The organism is Patescibacteria group bacterium (assembly GCA_041675205.1).
In the GTDB taxonomy this organism is placed as follows: Bacteria; Patescibacteriota; Patescibacteriia; order GWA2-46-9; family GWA2-46-9; genus JBAYUF01.
The window spans coordinates 98252-116997 of the sequence record JBAYUF010000002.1 but is presented as its reverse complement, the minus strand read 5'-3'; the positions used below and the strand labels follow the sequence as shown (position 1 = coordinate 116997).

16 protein-coding genes are annotated in these 18746 nt (G+C 50.9%); 7 read left to right on the top strand and 9 right to left on the bottom strand.

All coding sequences use genetic code 11. The features are described from left to right. Positions 1-33: 33 nt before the first annotated feature. Positions 34-483 carry a hypothetical protein gene (locus WC052_01795; GenBank protein ID MFA7286379.1) on the bottom strand — a complete coding sequence of 150 codons (450 nt, stop codon included), beginning with the start codon at positions 481-483 and terminating at the stop codon, positions 34-36. A gap of 501 nt (positions 484-984) precedes the next feature. Here WC052_01795 and WC052_01790 point away from each other — a divergent pair. Next, positions 985-1452, top strand: a complete 468-nt coding sequence (locus WC052_01790; GenBank protein MFA7286378.1) for a hypothetical protein — start codon at positions 985-987, stop codon at positions 1450-1452. Between the two features lie 744 nt (positions 1453-2196). On the opposite strand, the gene WC052_01785 is transcribed toward WC052_01790, so the two are convergent. After that, positions 2197-2430, bottom strand: coding sequence for a hypothetical protein (locus WC052_01785; protein ID MFA7286377.1), 234 nt, complete (start codon positions 2428-2430; stop codon positions 2197-2199). A gap of 19 nt (positions 2431-2449) precedes the next feature. On the opposite strand from WC052_01785, the gene dprA reads away from it, so the two are divergent. From dprA to WC052_01760, 5 genes are all read left to right on the top strand, one after another. Further along, on the top strand, positions 2450-3547 hold the full coding sequence (dprA, locus tag WC052_01780; protein MFA7286376.1) for a DNA-processing protein DprA: 1098 nt from the start codon (positions 2450-2452) through the stop codon (positions 3545-3547). A gap of 293 nt (positions 3548-3840) precedes the next feature. Then, entirely contained in the window at positions 3841-6057 is a 2217-nt protein-coding gene (gene topA, locus WC052_01775) for a type I DNA topoisomerase (protein MFA7286375.1), read from the top strand. A gap of 11 nt (positions 6058-6068) precedes the next feature. After that, the gene (locus tag WC052_01770) at positions 6069-7562 is read left to right on the top strand and encodes a RelA/SpoT family protein (protein MFA7286374.1); all 1494 of its coding nucleotides are present in this window, start codon (positions 6069-6071) and stop codon (positions 7560-7562) included. A gap of 13 nt (positions 7563-7575) precedes the next feature. Then, positions 7576-8571: a tryptophan--tRNA ligase gene (gene trpS, locus WC052_01765; GenBank protein ID MFA7286373.1), complete on the top strand. Its 996-nt coding sequence runs from the start codon at positions 7576-7578 to the stop codon at positions 8569-8571. 7 nt (positions 8572-8578) lie between these two features. Beyond that, complete coding sequence (locus WC052_01760; protein MFA7286372.1) at positions 8579-9841, top strand: Glu/Leu/Phe/Val dehydrogenase; 1263 nt, start codon at positions 8579-8581, stop codon at positions 9839-9841. A gap of 7 nt (positions 9842-9848) precedes the next feature. On the opposite strand, the gene murD is transcribed toward WC052_01760, so the two are convergent. The 5 genes from murD to WC052_01735 are packed head-to-tail and all read right to left on the bottom strand — an operon-like array spanning position 9849 to position 14391. Then, positions 9849-11219: a UDP-N-acetylmuramoyl-L-alanine--D-glutamate ligase gene (murD, locus tag WC052_01755; GenBank protein MFA7286371.1), complete on the bottom strand. Its 1371-nt coding sequence runs from the start codon at positions 11217-11219 to the stop codon at positions 9849-9851. Position 11220: 1 nt separating this feature from the next. After that, on the bottom strand, positions 11221-12003 hold the full coding sequence (gene murI, locus WC052_01750) for a glutamate racemase (GenBank protein MFA7286370.1): 783 nt from the start codon (positions 12001-12003) through the stop codon (positions 11221-11223). A gap of 5 nt (positions 12004-12008) precedes the next feature. Beyond that, positions 12009-12770, bottom strand: coding sequence for an inositol monophosphatase family protein (locus WC052_01745; GenBank protein ID MFA7286369.1), 762 nt, complete (start codon positions 12768-12770; stop codon positions 12009-12011). 2 nt (positions 12771-12772) lie between these two features. Then, positions 12773-13549 (bottom strand): HAD-IIB family hydrolase, encoded by a 777-nt coding sequence (locus WC052_01740; GenBank protein ID MFA7286368.1) that lies wholly within the window; start codon positions 13547-13549, stop codon positions 12773-12775. A 38-nt stretch (positions 13550-13587) separates the two neighbouring features. Beyond that, complete coding sequence (locus tag WC052_01735; protein MFA7286367.1) at positions 13588-14391, bottom strand: inositol monophosphatase; 804 nt, start codon at positions 14389-14391, stop codon at positions 13588-13590. Between the two features lie 81 nt (positions 14392-14472). Here WC052_01735 and glyA point away from each other — a divergent pair, with 81 nt between their 5' ends. Continuing rightward, entirely contained in the window at positions 14473-15759 is a 1287-nt protein-coding gene (gene glyA / locus WC052_01730; protein ID MFA7286366.1) for a serine hydroxymethyltransferase, read from the top strand. On the opposite strand, the gene WC052_01725 is transcribed toward glyA, so the two are convergent. Continuing rightward, on the bottom strand, positions 15756-16655 hold the full coding sequence (locus tag WC052_01725) for a bifunctional 5,10-methylenetetrahydrofolate dehydrogenase/5,10-methenyltetrahydrofolate cyclohydrolase (GenBank protein ID MFA7286365.1): 900 nt from the start codon (positions 16653-16655) through the stop codon (positions 15756-15758). The two genes, glyA and WC052_01725, sit on opposite strands and share 4 nt — an antisense overlap. A 1-nt stretch (position 16656) precedes the next feature. Continuing rightward, positions 16657-18351, bottom strand: a complete 1695-nt coding sequence (locus WC052_01720) for a RecQ family ATP-dependent DNA helicase (protein MFA7286364.1) — start codon at positions 18349-18351, stop codon at positions 16657-16659. Between the last annotated feature and the right edge of the window lie 395 nt (positions 18352-18746).

Here is an 18746-nt window from a genome sequence, read left to right as displayed (position 1 = left end):
CCCTCGAGATTGAGAGCGGCCGGTGGGCACGGGCTAATGTGGCAACGAAGATTCGTGGTCGATGATCATCGAATGGGGCCACGAAGATTCGTGGTCGGCCACCATCGTAAGAAGTCGCTGCGCATGCCGAATCTCCTCGAGCGCCTGCTGTGCATGACCATTGTCCGGCCAAGCTCCCTGCTGGAAATGAGCCTGAGCGAGGCTGTTCCAGGCCAGCACCTGAAGGTGTCTGATGCCAGGGCTGACGTCACACGAGAACAACGAAGCCAGCTGGATCTCGTGAATGGCCCGAACAACGTCGCCGCCGAGGATGTACTCCTCGGCCTCGCGGTGGTGGTGCCGAACAGCATGGGTGCTGCCCGGGCAGTCCGCTTCAGCAACGACCGGCTTCGCGGGCGCTGCCCACTTTCCGGCGTCACTGTGGAGGATGGCGATCACACCAACCGCCGTAAGAGCCAGGGCAAAAATGGAACGAACGTTCATTGGACTTCCTCCTAAGTTGTCTACCGACGTTCCGTCGGTTGGGTTGAAACGAAAAACCTCCTAACGGCTGAGTGAATACCCGCGGCAGTTTCCTGCCGCGTTAACCTTGAACGCGCCAGAGTAGCTGTCGAAAAGAGCCACGACCCCGGCGACGAAAAGAACGAGTATGAGTGCACGGCGACGGTTCACGATAGCCCTCCTTGGTTGATGTACCGACGTTTCGTCAGTAGTCGCAAACAAATTCTACGGTTGAAGCGACCGCATAGTAAAGCAAAAGAAGGGCAAAAGGTCAATCCTAGATATTTAAAACTGCGGAAAATTTGTTGACAAAAAAGGAAAAAATTATATTATATCGTTGCCCATTCGGGAAGTCTTCAAGAAAAGAAGCTAGACTTGGGATGCCACTCAAGATACTAGATATAGGCTCGGGATTCCCTCGAGAAACTAGCTTGAAGGCGAAACGTTCAATGACAATCGGAAGACAATAGAAGGAGTTCCATCATGAAGTTGATCCGTTACGGAGGGTTCGCCCTCCTCGCCGCACTCCTGGTGTATTCGTCGCCGCCGGCTGCTACGGCTGGCAACCCCGCTCTGCAGGCCATCGCCGCCGCTCCCGTCGACGTCGGGAACACCGGCACGGCCATCATTCCGAACGGCACCGGCAAGACGACCACGATGCCGGCCCTCACCTCGGCCATCGCCGCCGACGATCCTGCGATTGCGCTGACGGCTCATCGTGCCGACATCGCTGACGCCATGGAGGGCACCGCGCTTTCGACCAGCACCAAGGTCGGCACCGGCACCGCCAACGCGATCCTGAAGACCGAGAAGACGATTTCCCCGGCGCTCGTGCGCAACAAGGAGGGATCCATCGGAATCGACACCAAGGTCGGCACCGACAACAACTCGCACAACTACGAAGCCGCCAGCATCCTCGACAAAGGCGGCCACAGCCACAAGAAGGCCTGAACCCGAACCAAGCGGGGCGGCTTCCAGTCGCTTCGCACATCTGAATTTCTTCAACAACGTCAGCATCGCTGACTCGTGTCAACAGGGAATCCAACCCTGACATGGCACCCGCCGCGGGTACGTTTTCCGGTCAACCGACCTGGAGCGTACCCGCGGCGCTCCCTTTTCAAAAAGTTTTTATATGACTCCCACGAACCCCATAGCAAAGGCAGCCCAGCGGTTAAGGAAAAGTTGCAGCGAGAAACAGCCATACTGTTCGACCCTGAGCGTGTGCGAAGGGAAGTTTATGGCTGTGCTGCAACTTTTGCGAGAAACCGCGTAGCTGCCGAAGCGAGGGTGCCATTTTTCCGCCAAAGGCGGATCGGCCTACGGCGGACTGGTCTCTATTCTTTTAAGCAAGCAAAAGAGTAATAAAAATCTTATCTAAAAAGCGAGCCTTAAGTGCAAGAAAAAATAACTCAAACAACAAAACAGCACCGACGTACGTCGGTGCTGTTTATTTTCCGAACCTCTTACCTGGGAGCGAGTGGGGTGTTTGGTAGTTACCTTAACCACACTACTCGCTGACTACTTGTCCCACTTAGGAGGGGTAGTGGTTCGTTCGTCGCTCCCAGATAAGAACCCCGGAAATGTTATTTCATTTCGAGTGCAGTAGCGCATTACTACCCGTACTCGACGCGGCACCTTAACAAGAAAAAGGCTTCCTGTCAAGGAAGCAGCCGTGCTAAAATTTTTACATAAAGGCTACGCCGCTCGTCGACTTCGTCTATTTTCTCTACCAAAAAAATTAAGCTGTTTCTCACTACTATCCTCTTCTCGCAATGCTTCCTCTTGCGCACCTCCGCTGCCTTCCGTCTCTCCTTGCCGCTGTCCTGAAATCCGAACCTCTTTATTTACCTCGTCGTACGCAGCACCGCACTCACGGCAATCACCATGTTCGTCTGGATGAAGATGTGTTCCGCACTTAATGCAAGACATACCCTTATAGTATTAAGAAATGGCCACTGAAACGCAAGATAGAGATTTTTGGCTGGCACTCAGCTTCGTTTTGGCGCCTATACAAATAAGAAAGCTGGCCAGGTATCTGCCGAGCGGTGAAGCAGCTTGGCGTGCATCGCGTGAAACATTGCGCGGCCTGAACTTTGAGCATGAAACAATTGAGAAATTTTTTACCTATCGTACAACCAACGATTCTACAACAACACAAGAGAAACTGCGTCGCGAAAACATAGAATTTGTCATCAAGACAGATAGTACCTACCCCGCACTCCTAAAAGAAATACCCGACGCACCACACCTATTTTTTTACCGTGGTGTACTCCCCCTGAACAAACCTGTCGAACCGACAATCGCAATAGTCGGAACACGTAAAATGACTGAGTACGGAAAGGTAGCCGCGCTTCATCTAACGCAAGCGCTGGCAAAAAATGAGCTAACAACGGTGAGCGGTCTGGCGCGTGGCATAGACGCAATCGTGCATGAGGCGACACTTGAAGTTGGCGGCCGAACTATTGCTGTGCTCGGTAGTTCCATTGCAGAATCAGATATCTACCCACCAGAACATCGTCAACTGGCAACGAAAATTGTCGAATCCGGTGGCCTCCTTATGAGCGAGTACCCACCCGGCGTTGGGCCGAGTCAACATCATTTCCCGGAACGCAATCGCATCATAGCCGGTCTAAGCCTTGGAACATTGGTCATCGAAGCACCACTGAAAAGCGGTGCCCTCATCACCGCTCGTTTGGCTCTCGACTATAACCGTGAAATTTTAGCCATCCCTGGGCGCATCACCGAAGAAAACGCCGCCGGCTGCAACGCGCTACTACACGACGGAGCGCACGTGATTACTGGCGCGCAAGACGTTTTCGTTGCATTAGGGTTAGAACCGAGAGTAGCGCCAACAAAAAAACTCAATCAACAACTGAGCGCAACCGCGACAAACATAATGGCGGCACTTTCCCACGAACCAATATACTTCGATGACCTAGCGGCACGATGTTCATTATCAACAACAATACTCGCCACTGAACTCCTCTCGCTTGAGCTTTCTGGCCTCGTGCGAGATGTGGGCGGGAAACGATATATAAAATTGTAAGAATCCAAACAAATTAAACTATTTACACTGAGCGAGCGGAGCGAGTCGAAGTGTTGCCCCGCTGCTGCGCCGCTTGCTAGCGGCACTACTAATAATCTATGCATTCCTGCTAAACAGGAATGAAAAAAGATGTCCCGCCTAAAATGGCGGGATACCCAATATTCAATACATTCAAAAAATTTTGAATGTTAATTAAGGTAACGGGCCTACTGGCTTTTTAAACATTCTGATGTTATCGAAATGACCACTAAGGTTGACACCCTACAGAACCCTCGAGTACGCTTCTGCCTATTATGAAACTCGTCATCGTTGAATCGCCAACAAAAGCCAAAACCATTCAGAAGTTCCTTGGCAAGAAATTTTCTGTCATGTCTTCCTATGGCCACATCCGCGACTTGCCGAAGTCGAAAATGGGTATCGATATAGAGAACGATTTCGCACCGCAGTACGTCGTGCCTTTGAAAGCGAAGAAAAATCTGACTGCTTTAAAGCTCAAGGCCAAAAAGGCTGACATGGTCATTCTGGCAACTGATGAAGACCGTGAAGGGGAAGCTATTGCCTGGCACCTCAAAGAAGCACTTGGCCTCACCAACGAAAACTCACAACGTATCGCTTTTCATGAAATTACTGACGAAGCGATTGCTGAAGCGCTTGAGCACCCACGCACCATTGACGAGCGAATGGTCGACTCCCAACAGGCGCGACGAATGCTCGACAGATTAGTTGGCTACGAACTCTCTCCATTTCTATGGCGAAAAATTTATCGAGGTCTCTCAGCCGGTCGTGTACAATCGGTCGCCGTACGAATGGTTGTGGAACGAGAACGAGAAATACGAGCCTTCAATGCTGAAGAGTACTGGACGATTGAAGCTGACTTTACCGTACCCACTGGCACTATAACTGCCGCACTGTTCACCCGTAATGGTGAGCGGCTCGATAAATTTGCCCTACCCGGAATATCGGCGGCCGATGCAATTGTCGCTGATCTTGAAAAAGCCAGCTACAAAATTGCGGACGTAAACGGCCGCGAAGCGAAGAAAACACCACCCCCGCCTTTCACCACATCTATTCTGCAGCAAGAGGCTAGCCGTCGCCTCAATATGAGTCCGAAGCAAACCATGATGGTGGCGCAGCAACTGTACGAGGGGGTAACCATTGGTGACGAAGGTGCCGTCGGTCTCATTACGTATATGAGAACCGATTCAATGAACCTGTCAGAGAAATTTTTAACTGAAGCACAGACGTACCTTCTGGAAACCTACGGCAAAGAGTACGCAACAGAGCCGCGTCGATTTAAATCACGTTCCAAAAACGCCCAAGAGGCACACGAAGCCATTCGCCCATCAAGCGCGCTTCGCACTCCAGAGTCAGTGGCAGAGTACCTCGACCCGAAACAAAAGAAGCTCTACGAACTCATCTGGCGACGGGCCATAGCTTCGCAAATGCCGGAGGCAATTGTTCGCACTACCACAATTGACGTGGCGACCGTGCAAGCTCCCGACTATACACTCCGTGCGAGTGGCTCAGTTCTTTCTTTTGATGGTTGGCGCAAGGTCTACTATAACGATGCAAACGACGTCGACTTGCCGGACGTTACTGTTGGAGCAACGGCAATGCTACAAAAAGTTGGCGGCACGCAACACTTCACCGAACCCCCCGCTCGCTTCTCAGACGCTACGCTCATTAAATCGCTTGAAGAACATGGCATCGGCCGACCATCAACCTACGCCCCAACCATTAGCACCATTACAGACCGCGGTTACGTTGAAAAAAAAGAACGACGGCTGTATCCCACCGAACTCGCTGAATTGGTAAATGACCTTTTAGTTGAACACTTCCCAGAAATCATTGACTTTGAGTTCACCGCCACGCTGGAACGCGAGCTCGATGAAATTGCTGAGGGTGAAAAACAGCTCGTGCCCGTGCTGCGTGCTTTCTACACCCCATTCAAAGAGCACCTTATAGTAAAAGATGCTGAAATCAGTAAAGAGAGCATAACCCAAGAAGCCAGTGACCAAGTCTGCGCCACCTGCGGTAAACCGATGGTGGTAAAGTTCGGTCGCTTTGGTCGGTTCCTGGCCTGCACCGGATACCCGGAATGTCGCACCACAAAGCCGCTAGCGGGGAGCGACGAAGCGGTGGCAGCAGAAACATTTGCGGCAGAACCATGTGAATTATGTGGCAAGCCCATGGCCGTTAAACGTGGGCGATTTGGTACCTTCCTTGGTTGCACCGGCTATCCAGAATGCAAAAAAATTAAACCAATCGTGAAATCCACCGGGGTACCATGTCCTGGCTGCGGTAAGGGTGACCTCGTTGAAAAACGCTCGAAGCGTGGGCGAAACTTTTTTGCCTGCAACACCTACCCGGCCTGCTCATTTGCGCTATGGTCTAAACCAACCGGCGAGAAATGCCCAACCTGCGGCTCACTGCTTGTCTTCGCAGCCAAAGGCGCGGTACGCTGCTCTATGAAGGGTTGCGGCTATATCGGCATGCAATCGGAAACGTAGAAATAACCTTTATGGAGAAGCCAAAGGAGCCCCAAGTACTCACGCAACTTCTCAAACGACTCGCAGCACAATTTCCCGGAGCTGATCTTGATATGGTTCGTCTGGCTTATGAATTTGCCGACCAGGCACATCAGGGCCAAAAGCGCACCAACGGCGAACCCTACATCACGCACGCCTTGGCAGTTGCGAACAAGCTCTCCACCATGCGAGTCGATTTGAACACGGTTATCGCCGGATTGTTGCACGATGTTCCTGAAGATACCTCATACACCGTGCCAGACATTCGAGAAAATTTTGGCGTTGATGTGGCGGCGCTGGTGGAAGGCATCACAAAACTCGGCACGCTCAAGTACCGAGGCATGGAGCGTTACGTGGAAAACCTGCGAAAAATGTTTTTAGCCATTTCAAAAGACGTTCGGGTCGTTCTCATTAAATTCGCGGACCGATTGCACAACCTGGAAACGCTCGACGCCTTAGCGCCAGAAAAACGCCAGCGCATTGCGCTCGAAAGTATGGAAATATTCGCCCCCATCGCGCATCGCCTCGGCATGTGGGAAATTAAAGGTCAACTAGAAGACCTGTCGTTCAAATACACCGACCAAGAATCGTACGCCTGGGTATCGCAGCTCATGGCCACAACCTCGCCAAGTAAAGAAAAGAACTTGGCAAAAGTAATGGCACTACTGCGCGATAAACTTGATGAAAACCAAACTATCACGGTGCTCGACATCGAAGGGCGTGCCAAGTTTCTGTACAGTCTTTATAAAAAACTGCTGCGCCACGACCGTGATATCTCAAAAATTTATGACCTCGTAGCCGTACGCGTGATTGTTGAAAACGTTACCGAATGTTACGCCGTCCTTGGCATCATTCACCAACTCTGGAAGCCGCTCCGTGGCCGTATTAAAGACTACATCGCCCAACCGAAGCCAAACGGTTATCAATCGCTGCACACGACCGTGTTCGTTGGCCCTGGCGAAATCGTTGAATTCCAAATTCGCACCAAAGCCATGGATGAAGAATCACACTACGGCCCAGCCGCACACTGGTACTACACCGAACAAGGTAAGCCTAAGGAAGGCATAAAAATGAACAGCCCACGGTACGCATGGGTAACAGAGCTCGTAAAATTGCAGAAAGAAATTCGCGACACCACCGAGTATCTCGAGCACTTAAAAATTGATGTCTTCCCTGAAAATATTTTTGTCTTCACTCCCGGCGGAGACGTCATTGCACTCCCCGATCAAGCCACACCCGTAGACTTTGCCTATCACATTCACTCAGACATTGGTAACCACTGTGTCGCGGCGCGTATTAATAACAAGCTGATGCCCCTTTCAACGCCACTTAAGTCTGGTGATATGGTTGATATTGTCATCGACAAAAAGCGAGCTCGCCCGTCACCAGACTGGCTGCAATTCGTTAAAACAAGAACGGCCAGAGAACGCATTAAGCTTGAATTAAATCGTTCACGGCAACTGTTCGGGTTATTCAAGAAGGTGTAAGCTGCTGCCATCTATGGCTACCATTCGCTCACGGGTCTTATCTGGTATTCAGCCCACTGGCCGACTACACGTCGGTAACTATCTTGGCGCACTCAAAAACTTTGTTACGCTCCAAACAGATCACGACTGCCTCTTTATGGTGGCTGACTTGCACGCTTTGACAGAAAGCTACAATACAAAAGAAAAAACAGCCGAAATCATAGATATCATTGCAAGTTACCTGGCTGCTGGGTTGAATCCGAAAAAGTGCACCTTGTTCTTGCAGTCGTTCGTTCCCGCCCACGCCGAGTTAGCTTGGATTCTGAACACGGTAACGCCCATGGGTGAGCTAGAACGGATGACGCAGTATAAAGATAAAAGCGCCCGGCAACCAGGCAACGCCAACGTCGGCCTGTTCACCTATCCCACCTTGATGGCCGCCGATATTCTTCTCTACAATGGCAACCTCGTCCCGGTTGGAGACGACCAGACGCAGCACCTCGAACTGACGCGCACCGTGGCCAAAAAATTCAACACTCGCTACGGCGCAGTGTTCACCGTACCGATGCCACTTTACACAAGCGTACCACGGCTAATGAGCCTAACTGATCCGAACCGTAAAATGAGTAAGTCCGAACCGACCGGTTGCCTTTTTCTGGACGACGAACCAGCAATCATTAAGAAAAAAATCGCCCGAGCAGTCACAGACAGTGGCACGGGAGACAAAAACGAAGTGGCGGCTGGGGTAGCCAACCTATTCCTTCTGCTTGATGCTTTCAGCACGCCAAAAGTGGCCGCTGAATTTCGGGCAAAACAGCAATCCGGAACTATTCGCTACAGTGAGCTAAAGGAAACACTAGCGAACGACATCTGCGTCGGGCTCGAAGACTTTCAAAAAAAGTTCCTGCATCTGCGTAGCCGGCCAAGAGCAATGCTTACGACACTTCGCAATGGCTCAAAAAATGCTGAAAAAATTGCGTTGCATACTATGAAAAAAGTGCGCCAGGCCATTGGGCTACCAAGTCGTTGATAACTCCATGAATGCTTTTCAGAATGCCCTAACCCAGCTGCAACAGGCTGGCAAAATTGCTAACACGCCGCCGGCAGTGCTCGATACATTAAGTAAACCAGAGCGAGTCATTGAAGTTACCGTTCCAGTAGTAATGGATGACGGACAAAAAAAACTGTTTACCGGTTACCGAGTGCAACACTCCAACGTCCGCGGCCCCTACAAAGGCGGCTTACGCTATCATTCAAACGTCGACCAGAACGAGGTGAAGGCGCTTGCCCTTTGGATGACCATGAAGTGCGCCGTCGTGGGTATACCAATGGGTGGCGGCAAAGGTGGTATCACTGTTAACCCCAAAAAACTTTCTAGCGGAGAATTGGAACGGCTAACACGATCGTTCACTCGAATGATGAAAGATGTCTTCGGCCCAGAACGAGACGTGCCAGCACCAGACGTAAATACAAACCCGCAGATTATGGCATGGATTGCCGACGAATATCGGCACATTGTCGGCCGCGCGGAACCGGGTGTTGTTACCGGTAAGCCAATTTCTGAGGGTGGCTCGCTCGGTCGCGATACAGCCACAGCGGACGGCGCCTACATGGTGCTAGAAGATGTCGCGAAAAAATTAAAACTGAACCCCAAAAAAACCAGCGTTATCATTCAAGGTTTTGGGAACGCTGGCTTTCATATGGCAACGCTTGCTCACAAAGCCGGCTACCGCATCATTGGTCTAAGTGATTCTACTGGTGGCATACTCGACGTCCGCGGCAAAGGCATGGACCCCAAAAACGTGATGGCCACAAAAAAAGACCGCGGTATGATAGGTTCGATGTACTGCGTTGGATCGGTGTGCGATGGTAAAAATTACAAAGGCGTAACGAACGAAAAACTACTCGAAGCACCCTGCGATATCCTTATTCCAGCCGCGCTCGAAAATCAGATTACCAAGAAAAATGCCGGTCGTATCAAGGCACGAATCATTCTCGAAGTAGCAAACGGCCCAACTACCCCAGAAGCGGATAGTAAACTGCTCAAACGTGGCGTTCTCGTCGTGCCAGATATTTTGGCCAATGCCGGCGGGGTCACGGTTTCCTATTTCGAATGGCTGCAAAATAAACAAGGTATCCGGTGGACAGCAAAGCAGGTTAGAGAAAAATTAAAGCCGATTATGCGCGACTCGTTTGCTGCTGTTTGGAAAGCGAAAGAATCATATAAAACAAGCATGCGCACGGCTGCGTTTATCGTTGCCCTAAAACGCCTAGAGGAGGCACTTGCCAAGCGTGGTTAAAGCGACACTACGAGAGCGCTTGCACGACAGTTCTAAAGGCGTCCCCCCGTTCAGAGGCGTTTGAAAACTTATCAAAACTAGCGGCCGCTGGTGACAGCAGAACAATCGTACCCGAGGTAGCACACGCTTTCGCAGCAGCTACCATAGTCGCCATGGTTTCCCCGCCTGAGACATACTTCGGTGGGGTTTTCCCTTGTCGAACACTTGCAGCTTCAATTGCCGTGTAGAGTGTTACAGCGCTCTGACCAATGCCGACGATTGTATGTACGGTTGAGCTGGCAATAACAGTAGCAAGTTCATCATACGAAAGTTTTTTATCGCTCCCGCCGAGCATTAGCACAATGGGGGCAGTGAATGATTGCACAGCAGCAATGGTGGCTTCTGGCGTTGTGGCGAATGAGTTATTCCAATAACTTACTCCGGCGACATCTCGAACATGCTCAAGCCGATGCGGCAAACCATGGAAATTTGCGACCGCTTCAGCGATAACCGCTTCGGGAATTCCTAAAGCAAGTCCAGCTGCTACAGCAGCAATAACATTTTCTAAATTAAATCTGCCAGGCAAACGCACATTGGTAATCGGCAACACTAGTGTTTGCTCTCCTTCAAGCGTGGAGATGATCGAGTCTTCACTAATGCCGACACCGTATTCAAGCACTCGTTTTGTGCTAATGGGAACGAGTTTCCCATGTACATTGCCTGCTAATGCTTCATTTGCAGTGTAGTCGACAGTGATAATAGCAATATCGTTCTCATGCTGATGGCGAAGAATGTTTGCTTTAGCCGCAACATATTCCGCCATTGAACTATGATAATCCTGATGTTCAGCGGTAATACCCAAAACAACAGCTATGGTTGGTGAAACGGAAAGGTCTTGCAATTGAAAACTTGAAAGTTCATAGACCACGAAGTCGTCAGCCTTGATAGTAGCCAGTGCCGCAATGGCGGGCGCGCCAATATTCCCCACGAGGTGCACCGTACGACCAGAAGCTTTTATTATTTCAGCGATTAGCGACGCTGTCGTGCCTTTTCCTTTTGTTCCAGTAACACCAATAATCTTTGCTGGACACATCTCAAAAAATTCAGCCGTTGGGCTGGTGAGCTTTACGCCAGCTGCCACCGCGACTTTTATCTCTGGCATAATGCGCACCCCAGGGCTTCGCATTATACAATCAAAACTGCTTAATCCAGCGAGATACTCCGGCCCAAGCTGCCATGTAATTCGTTCTTTTAACTCTTGCGCTGCCGCCTCCTGCGCTACAATTTCTCGCGCGTCACAAACTGTTACAACAGCATTTTTCAAAAGTAGATAGCGAACTGCTGCTTGCCCCTCACGACCAAAACCAATTACAGCAACTCGTTTTCCTGCCCACTCCATACTAATTAAGCACTGCTTTTTCAACTCGCACCGATTCACCCAACCACCATCTGGCGGTATCTGTAAAATGGGCCGTGTCTCCGGTGGCAAATAGTTTCATGATTCCTGTGCCGGAGGATTCACTATTTGGATTGTCGGCAAGGTACTGTGCTAATTTGTTTGCCATTGCGTCTGCCGAACTCACTAATTTTACCCGCTTGCCCATTATGCGCTGTATCTGTGGCGCAATCATTGGGTAGTGCGTACACCCCAAAATGAGGGTGTCGATGTGTCGCTCTTTAAGTGGCTTTAAGTACCGCCGTAAAATACGCATTGCCTCCGGATATCGCCACGCCCGTTCTTCCACGAGTGGTGCGAGGAGTGGCGTTGGCTGCGTAAAGATAGTCGCCTCCGGGCAGGCCGCCCGTAAAAGGTTCTCATGACTTTTGCTAGCAATTGTTGTGCGAGTACCAATGACGCCGATGCGATTTGCTTTACTAACGCGCAAAGCTTCGGCCACAGAGGCATCTGAAACATCAAACACCGGCATAGTTAACTCAGCACGCAACACCTCAGCAGCAACAGCAGAGGCAGTATTACAAGCAATGACAATAATCGTTGCACCCTGCGCGACCAAAAAAGCCGCCGCTTCTCGAGTGTAGCGCTGAATTGCTTCGGGATGCTGATTACCATACAACGCACGAGCTGTGTCCCCCAGGTACACGACATCAAGCGAGGGTAGCCGGGCACGAACGGCTTTTAATACCGTTAGGCCTCCTGCACCAGAATCAAAAAAACCAACCATAGCAGCTACGCCAGGATAGTAACTGTTTTCTTTTGCAAATGTTTTGTTGTTACGAGGATGCTTGTTTGTTTTGAACTACCAAGTGGCACGCCGGCTTTGTCAGTTAGCAATGCACCAGCCTCACGAGCCACGAGGAGAGCAGCTGCACTCTTAAACAAGCTGACACTGTCCGTAGGCGCAACAACAATGTCGTACGCACCAGCTGCGACGTAGCAAAGCCCCAAGGAGAGGCAATCTAAATCAACGTGAACTGCGCCAGCCCCCGTTAATGCCGTAGCGGCTGGTTTATCATTCGTAACGTACGCCACAGCACCAGCCAACTCTTTTTGTTCAGAAACTGCTAGTGGGCGGCCGCTAAGACTGGCGCCTTCACCCTTACGAGCCGAGAAGACATTCCCCGTTGCTGGTTCAAGCACGACACCAAGCACAACTTCGCCCTTCTCTCGAAGCGCTAAGGATGTCGTAAAGAGTGGTAGTCCACGAAAAAAGTAACGACCACCATCAAACGCGTTTATCACCCACTGCCAGGGCGCGTTCGTGCTGCCTGTTTCACCATGCACCGAATGAGCTGGAAAAAGTTGATGCAGTGTCGTCGACAAAAACGAACGAATTTCTGTTTCAATTTCCTGTGCCTTTACATGGCGCTGCTTGTCGGACAAACCAACCAGTTCTCGCTGCCGAGAAAGAAGGAGTTGCCCCACACGGCGTAGGAGCGGCAAAATAACGTAATACGTCTGTTCAACTGTTGGTGGTGTTGGTAAAGCCATACTTATGTAGTTGATTCAAGAATAAAAAGCCACTCCCGTAAAATTTGTTTCGTGTCCGACGGCCCAGCTACTGCCAAACAATCAACGCCAATTGCCTTCACTGGATAGTCATTCCCCCCCTCAAAAAGAGCGTCACCAATGAAAACCATTTCCTTAATAGCAGTGCCGGTCTGCTGTTCTATTTGTTTAATGCCGTATGCCTTGTCCACCCCTTTTTTTGTAACATCGATTGACGTCTCACCCCCCAACCGAACCTCAAACTCTGGCAACCGAGCCATAAGTGCTGCTTGTATAAGCGGCCGCCAATCTTTCGTTACTCGCCATAGTTTTTTCTCCGCCACTGGAGCCTGTTGGCCAAGAGCGGAGAATGTTACCTGCGTACCACGGTCTTCAATAATTTCACCATACGTTTTCTCTGGGTGCGAATAACCAACCTCCATAAAAACGCTGTCGAATGCGTGCCGAATTCTCTGCCTATCAGGTTCGGGAATCATATCAGCATACAATTCTTTCCACGCTCCTGCTTCGAACCGATAACTTCGCGCCGCACACGTTGGGAACAATAGTAAGCGCGATTTCAGTTCGTCTGGGCACTGAAACGAATGTATGAATTGCTCTTCAAATTTGTAGAATGCTCCACCGCCGATAACCGCGATGAGTCGTTGCCTGAGAAGGCGCACCAGAAGGCCGGACATTTCACTGTCCATAATAGCCTTACTTTCAGCCAATGTACCATCCAAATCAAAAACAATCAGTTTTTTCTCTACAATAGACACCATAGTATCGGCAGTGTAGCCGTTCCGTCCTGACTCAGCAACTAACTATTCTTAAGGAGGTTCACTAGGTTGGCGTGTAATTGTACCGGAGCTATGAGGAGATCACTCAGCGGGACTGCCCAGTTAAATGGGGAGCCAGAAAAATCAGTAACGATAAGGCCGGCGTTCTGTGCAATAAAAGCGGCGGCGGCAACATCATAGTGCCGCATATCATTCCATACTGCGCCGTCAATCCTACCCGCAGCTACCATACAAAGGTCAATTGCTGACGCACCAAGCACTCTCGTGGTTCGCACTAAGGGATGCAAGTACCCGTAGAGTGCAGCGTGACGAATTTTTGCCTTACCTTCACTGCTGCGTCCCAGGGTAATTATGGCTTTACTCGCCACGGCGCATATTGATGGTTGCAGTTGCACCCCATTCACCGTTGACTGCGTTGTCCCGTACGCGCTGAACAATTCATTAGTAAACGGATTGAACACCACCCCTACCACTGGCTTACCGTCGTAGAGAAGCGCTATAGAAACATTAGAATGTGCTAAGTTATGGGTGAAATTTGTGGTTCCATCTAAGGGATCAATTACCCACTTCCATAGTGACCCAGTGGCAACATCTCCGGACTCTTCTGAAAAGATGCTATCTTCGGGAAATGTTTTTTGCACTGTGTCGAGAATAATCCGCTCGGCTGCCTCGTCAATTTCAGTAACAGCATTAAGCCCCGCCTCATCTTTAAATCGAACGCCACCACCTTCCAGCGGGTGCTGTGCGATATATTCCCCAGCCGCTTTAGCAGCGCCAATCGCCACCTGCCAGGAATGTTCAATTCTGCTTGCAATGCTTTCCATATCCCGAACGCTAGCACGTGAAATTAGTGATGGCAATCCACTTTGACATCCCACATTACAGAGCATACGATTCCTAAATCTATGCAACATCTTAAATCTAAAGACCCAATCATTGCTGGGCTCATAGCAGCAGAACTGGCCAGACAGCAGCATGGTTTAGAAATGATTCCGTCTGAAAATTTTACCTCTTTAGCCGTAATCGAAGCACTCGGCTCTGTGCTCACCAACAAGTACTCCGAAGGGTATCCTGGTCGTCGTTACTATGGCGGCAACAGCATAATCGACGAAATAGAGGAACTGGCACGCAGTCGGGCAAAAGAGTTATTCGGTGTAGCGCATGCCAACGTGCAACCGTATTCCGGCTCACCAGCTAACCAGGCATGTTTTTTTGCCTTACTCAATCCCGGCGACACCGTGCTTGGTATGGAACTTGGCCACGGTGGTCACCTCACGCACGGCTACGGCCTCAATTTCTCTGGTCGTTACTATAAGAGCGTCAGCTACGGGGTGAACAAGGAAACAGAACTCCTCGACTACGATGCAATTCGTGCTATCGCCAAGCGTGAACGACCAAAGCTCATTGTGTGTGGCGCCACCGCCTACCCACGGAAAATTGACTTTGCCGCATTCAAAGCCATAGCCGACGAAGTAAACGCCTATTTGCTCGCCGACATATCCCACATTACAGGTCTCATTATTGCCGGCGTTCATGATTCTCCCGTGCCCTATGCAGACCTCGTAATGACGACCACGCACAAAACATTGCGTGGGCCACGCGGAGCAATAATTCTGGTGCCTCGTCTCACCGACCGTCTGGCTGAACACTATGAACGTGCAAAAACAAAGACGCTCGATACGCTTGTAGACAGCGCTATTATCCCAGGACTCCAAGGTGGGCCGCACAATCATCAAACGGCGGCTATCGCCGTAGCGCTCGCCGAAGCGGCCACTGACGATTTCAAAACATACGGCCGACAAATCGTAAAGAATGCCGCAGCCTTAGCAGAAACCATCACTACGGCCGGCGTCCGTCTTGTTACGGGTGGCACTGACAACCATCTGCTTTTAATCGACGTTACCCCAGTTGGTCTCACCGGAAAAGAAGCAGAAGAAGCGCTGGACAGTGTCGGCATTACGGTTAACAAAAATATGATTCCGTTTGATACACGGAAACCACTTGACCCCTCAGGTATCCGCCTCGGCACGCCGGCTCTCACCTCACGAGGATTCACCGAAAAAGATATGCAGCGAGTCGGCGAATGCATCGCAAACATCCTACGTCGTCCAACAGACGAAGCAGTGCGTGAAAAAGTAAAACGTACAGTTGCAGAACTAACAACACTTCACCCTCTATATCCAGAGCTCTAGGAACGTTGTGCTCTGCACAATCGAATTAAGTTTGCGTACAGCATAGCTACCGTTACAGGACCTACACCGCCAGGCACTGGTGTCGCAGCACCGACCGACTGCAATGTTTCGTCCCACAAGACATCCCCAATCGTTTTTCCGTCAACTAAGGTTGTTCCAACATCTATAATGGTGCTGCCAAGTGCAAACTGGCTTCCTCGCAAAAATTGAGGATTACCAACAGCCGTAACTACCACAGCCGCACCTGCTAAAATTTCAGCTAAGTCTTTCGCGTCGCTACGAATAACCCGAGCGTGCATTCCAGCCTGGGTTAATACCGAGCACAAAGTTGAGCCAAAGAAATCACCGTTTGATACCACCACGGCTGACTTATTTACAAAACGCACCGGAACCCAAAACGGCCGGTAGTTGCTTGAAAAAGGAAGGAGTGTGGCAACTGGCACTATGCCGTCGACGGTTTGCAAAAGTGCGATGGCCGCCCCAACGGGCGCCGGAAGAAAGGCGTCCGGTTCGGCGCGTAAAACCCGTTGACGATTTGCATCTGTTAATCCATCAGCGTCATGCTGTGGGTCAATGGCGGTAACTAATGCATCGGTGCTGGGTCTGAGCGCTAAAGGTAGAGGCAACTGCAATATCAAACCACCTGGTTCTTTGTTGAGGCTGGCTATGGTGTCAGCCACTACTGCTGCACTGACGGTGGCGGGTAAGTGATGAAGCGCGAATTGGATACCAAGGCGGTCGGCCGCCTCGCCCTTGCGACGCAAGTACAACACTGACGCCGGGTCGCTACCAACGAGTATGCAGTGCAGGGTTGGCGCAAAAGGCAATGCTGCCACCTGCTCGCGCATGGCACTATCCATAGCAGCCGCAATTATTTTTCCATTCAGAATATGCATACTAACGAGCGCCGCAATTATCGCACCCGAAACACCGTTCGTTAGCCACGGTGTCACCAAGGTAGCGCAGAATGAATGCTCGCCGACAAGCAACAGCGTGAGCGTAGCCTTCCATGAGATTAAGTTTCTGCTCATCATGCCGGCGTTTCTCGCGTAGGAGCTCCCACCGTAAGGCAAGTGCCTCTGGCATGACTCGATTTAAAATTTTAATCTCCTGCCCCCGATATGGCGGAGCATACGCCAAGAGCCCCCGCTCAGTGAGCGCCTTCAGTGACCGACTTAACCCTTCTCGGCTGAAATCCGCACTGCGAACAATCTCTTCAGGTGAAAATCGAACGCCTACTTCGAGTGCTTTACCATACCGATCTCGCAGTGCCTCCCAAACGGCTCGTTGCACCCGCGCTCGACGATTAATGGCAGCATCAACTTCGGCTAGTGGTTGCAGAAGCTGCACGCCCGCCGCGGAAGCAGACTCACGCGGACGCTCTATATAGCCGGCGTGTTCAAGTGCCTTTAGGGCAGTGCTGACTGCCATTTCCGGAGCCTTCATTCCAGTCGCGGCCAGGATCTCTGCGTACGTCGTTTTAATCACATCCCCAATCTGTCGAACCAAAGACCCGTAGACTGCTCGAATAAAAGCTGGCGATGGATTCTCTCCTTCAAGAAAGAACTCTCGTAGATACCTATCAGACGGATGATGCAATAATACTGCGTAACTTGGCTTACCGTCTCTCCCAGCTCTGCCAGCTTCTTGATAGTACGCTTCCAGTGTACCCGGCAAATCCATGTGCACAATCAGTCGTACGTCTGGCTTATCAATGCCAAGCCCAAAAGCATTCGTTGCTACCATCACTCGAGTTTTCCCTTCCATGAACTGCTGTTGCGAGACCTCTCGGTCGGCCTTGTCTATACCCGCATGATACGCCGTAACGGAAATGTCGTTCACCGCTAACACCTCTCGCATGGTATCAACCGCGTCACGGGTGCCCGCATAAATAATCGCCGGCCCAGAAATTTCTCGAACGAGCCTGACTGCATGTTCTATTTTTTCTGTTGGGGTGGCTCGAATTGCCCCGTACGTTACATTGGGTCGGTCAAACCCAGTTACAATCACCGCCGGATCTTTAAGATCTAGCGACGCAATTATGTCACGACGAACGTCCGGCGTGGCGGTGGCGGTCAGCGCCAAGACAGGCGGACGATGAAGTGTTTGTAAAACATCTTTCAACCGAAGATAGCTTGGTCGAAAATCGTGACCCCATTCAGAGATGCAGTGCGCCTCGTCGACGGCAAACAGACTAACCGTTACCTCCTGTAAGCCCCGCATGAATGCCTGGTCGTAAAATCGTTCTGGAGCCACATAGAGTAACTTTATTTCTCCCGAGCGTGCCGCAGCAAGCCTTGCAACAGATTCATTTGTCGACAGCGTACTATTTATAAACGTCGCTGGAATGTTGCGCGCTACAAGAACGCTCACTTGGTCCTGCATAAGGGCAATGAGCGGGGAAACAACAATCGTAAGGCCGGGCAGTGCCAACGCCGGCAATTGATAGCAGAGTGATTTACCGGCACCGGTCGGCATCACAACCAGCGCATCACGCTGAGCCAACACAGCCGATACAGCTGCTTCTTGCCCTTGTCGGAATTCGCTGTAGCCAAATTGCTCAGACAAAATTTTCTTTACCTGCATCTCCATAGTGGCGGCATTGTAGCATAATGCTGAGCGCCCGCCGCGAGATTTGTTTTCTCGCGGCGGGCTGCTGCTTCTCGCTCGTCAATCCTGCTGCCGACGCGCTCGATAGGCGAGATTTCTGATGAATTCACCTACGGGCATCTTCCCGTGTTTCTGCTGGTACGAGTAGTAACTCGACTGGCAGGAAAGGCAGAGCCGACCGCCCCTGGGGGGTTTTGACCGCCGCTGACAGCGATCGCACCTTGCCGGGTCAACAGCCCTTGGTTGTGTCGCTGCGACAGAATGCGCCTCCTTCCGTTTCGTCCCGCCACGAGATGTCCAGTTCCGCAAACCCTTCCGGATGTAGTCCGGATTCATTTGCAAAACATCGCATACATTCACGAAGCTGAGGGGCCATG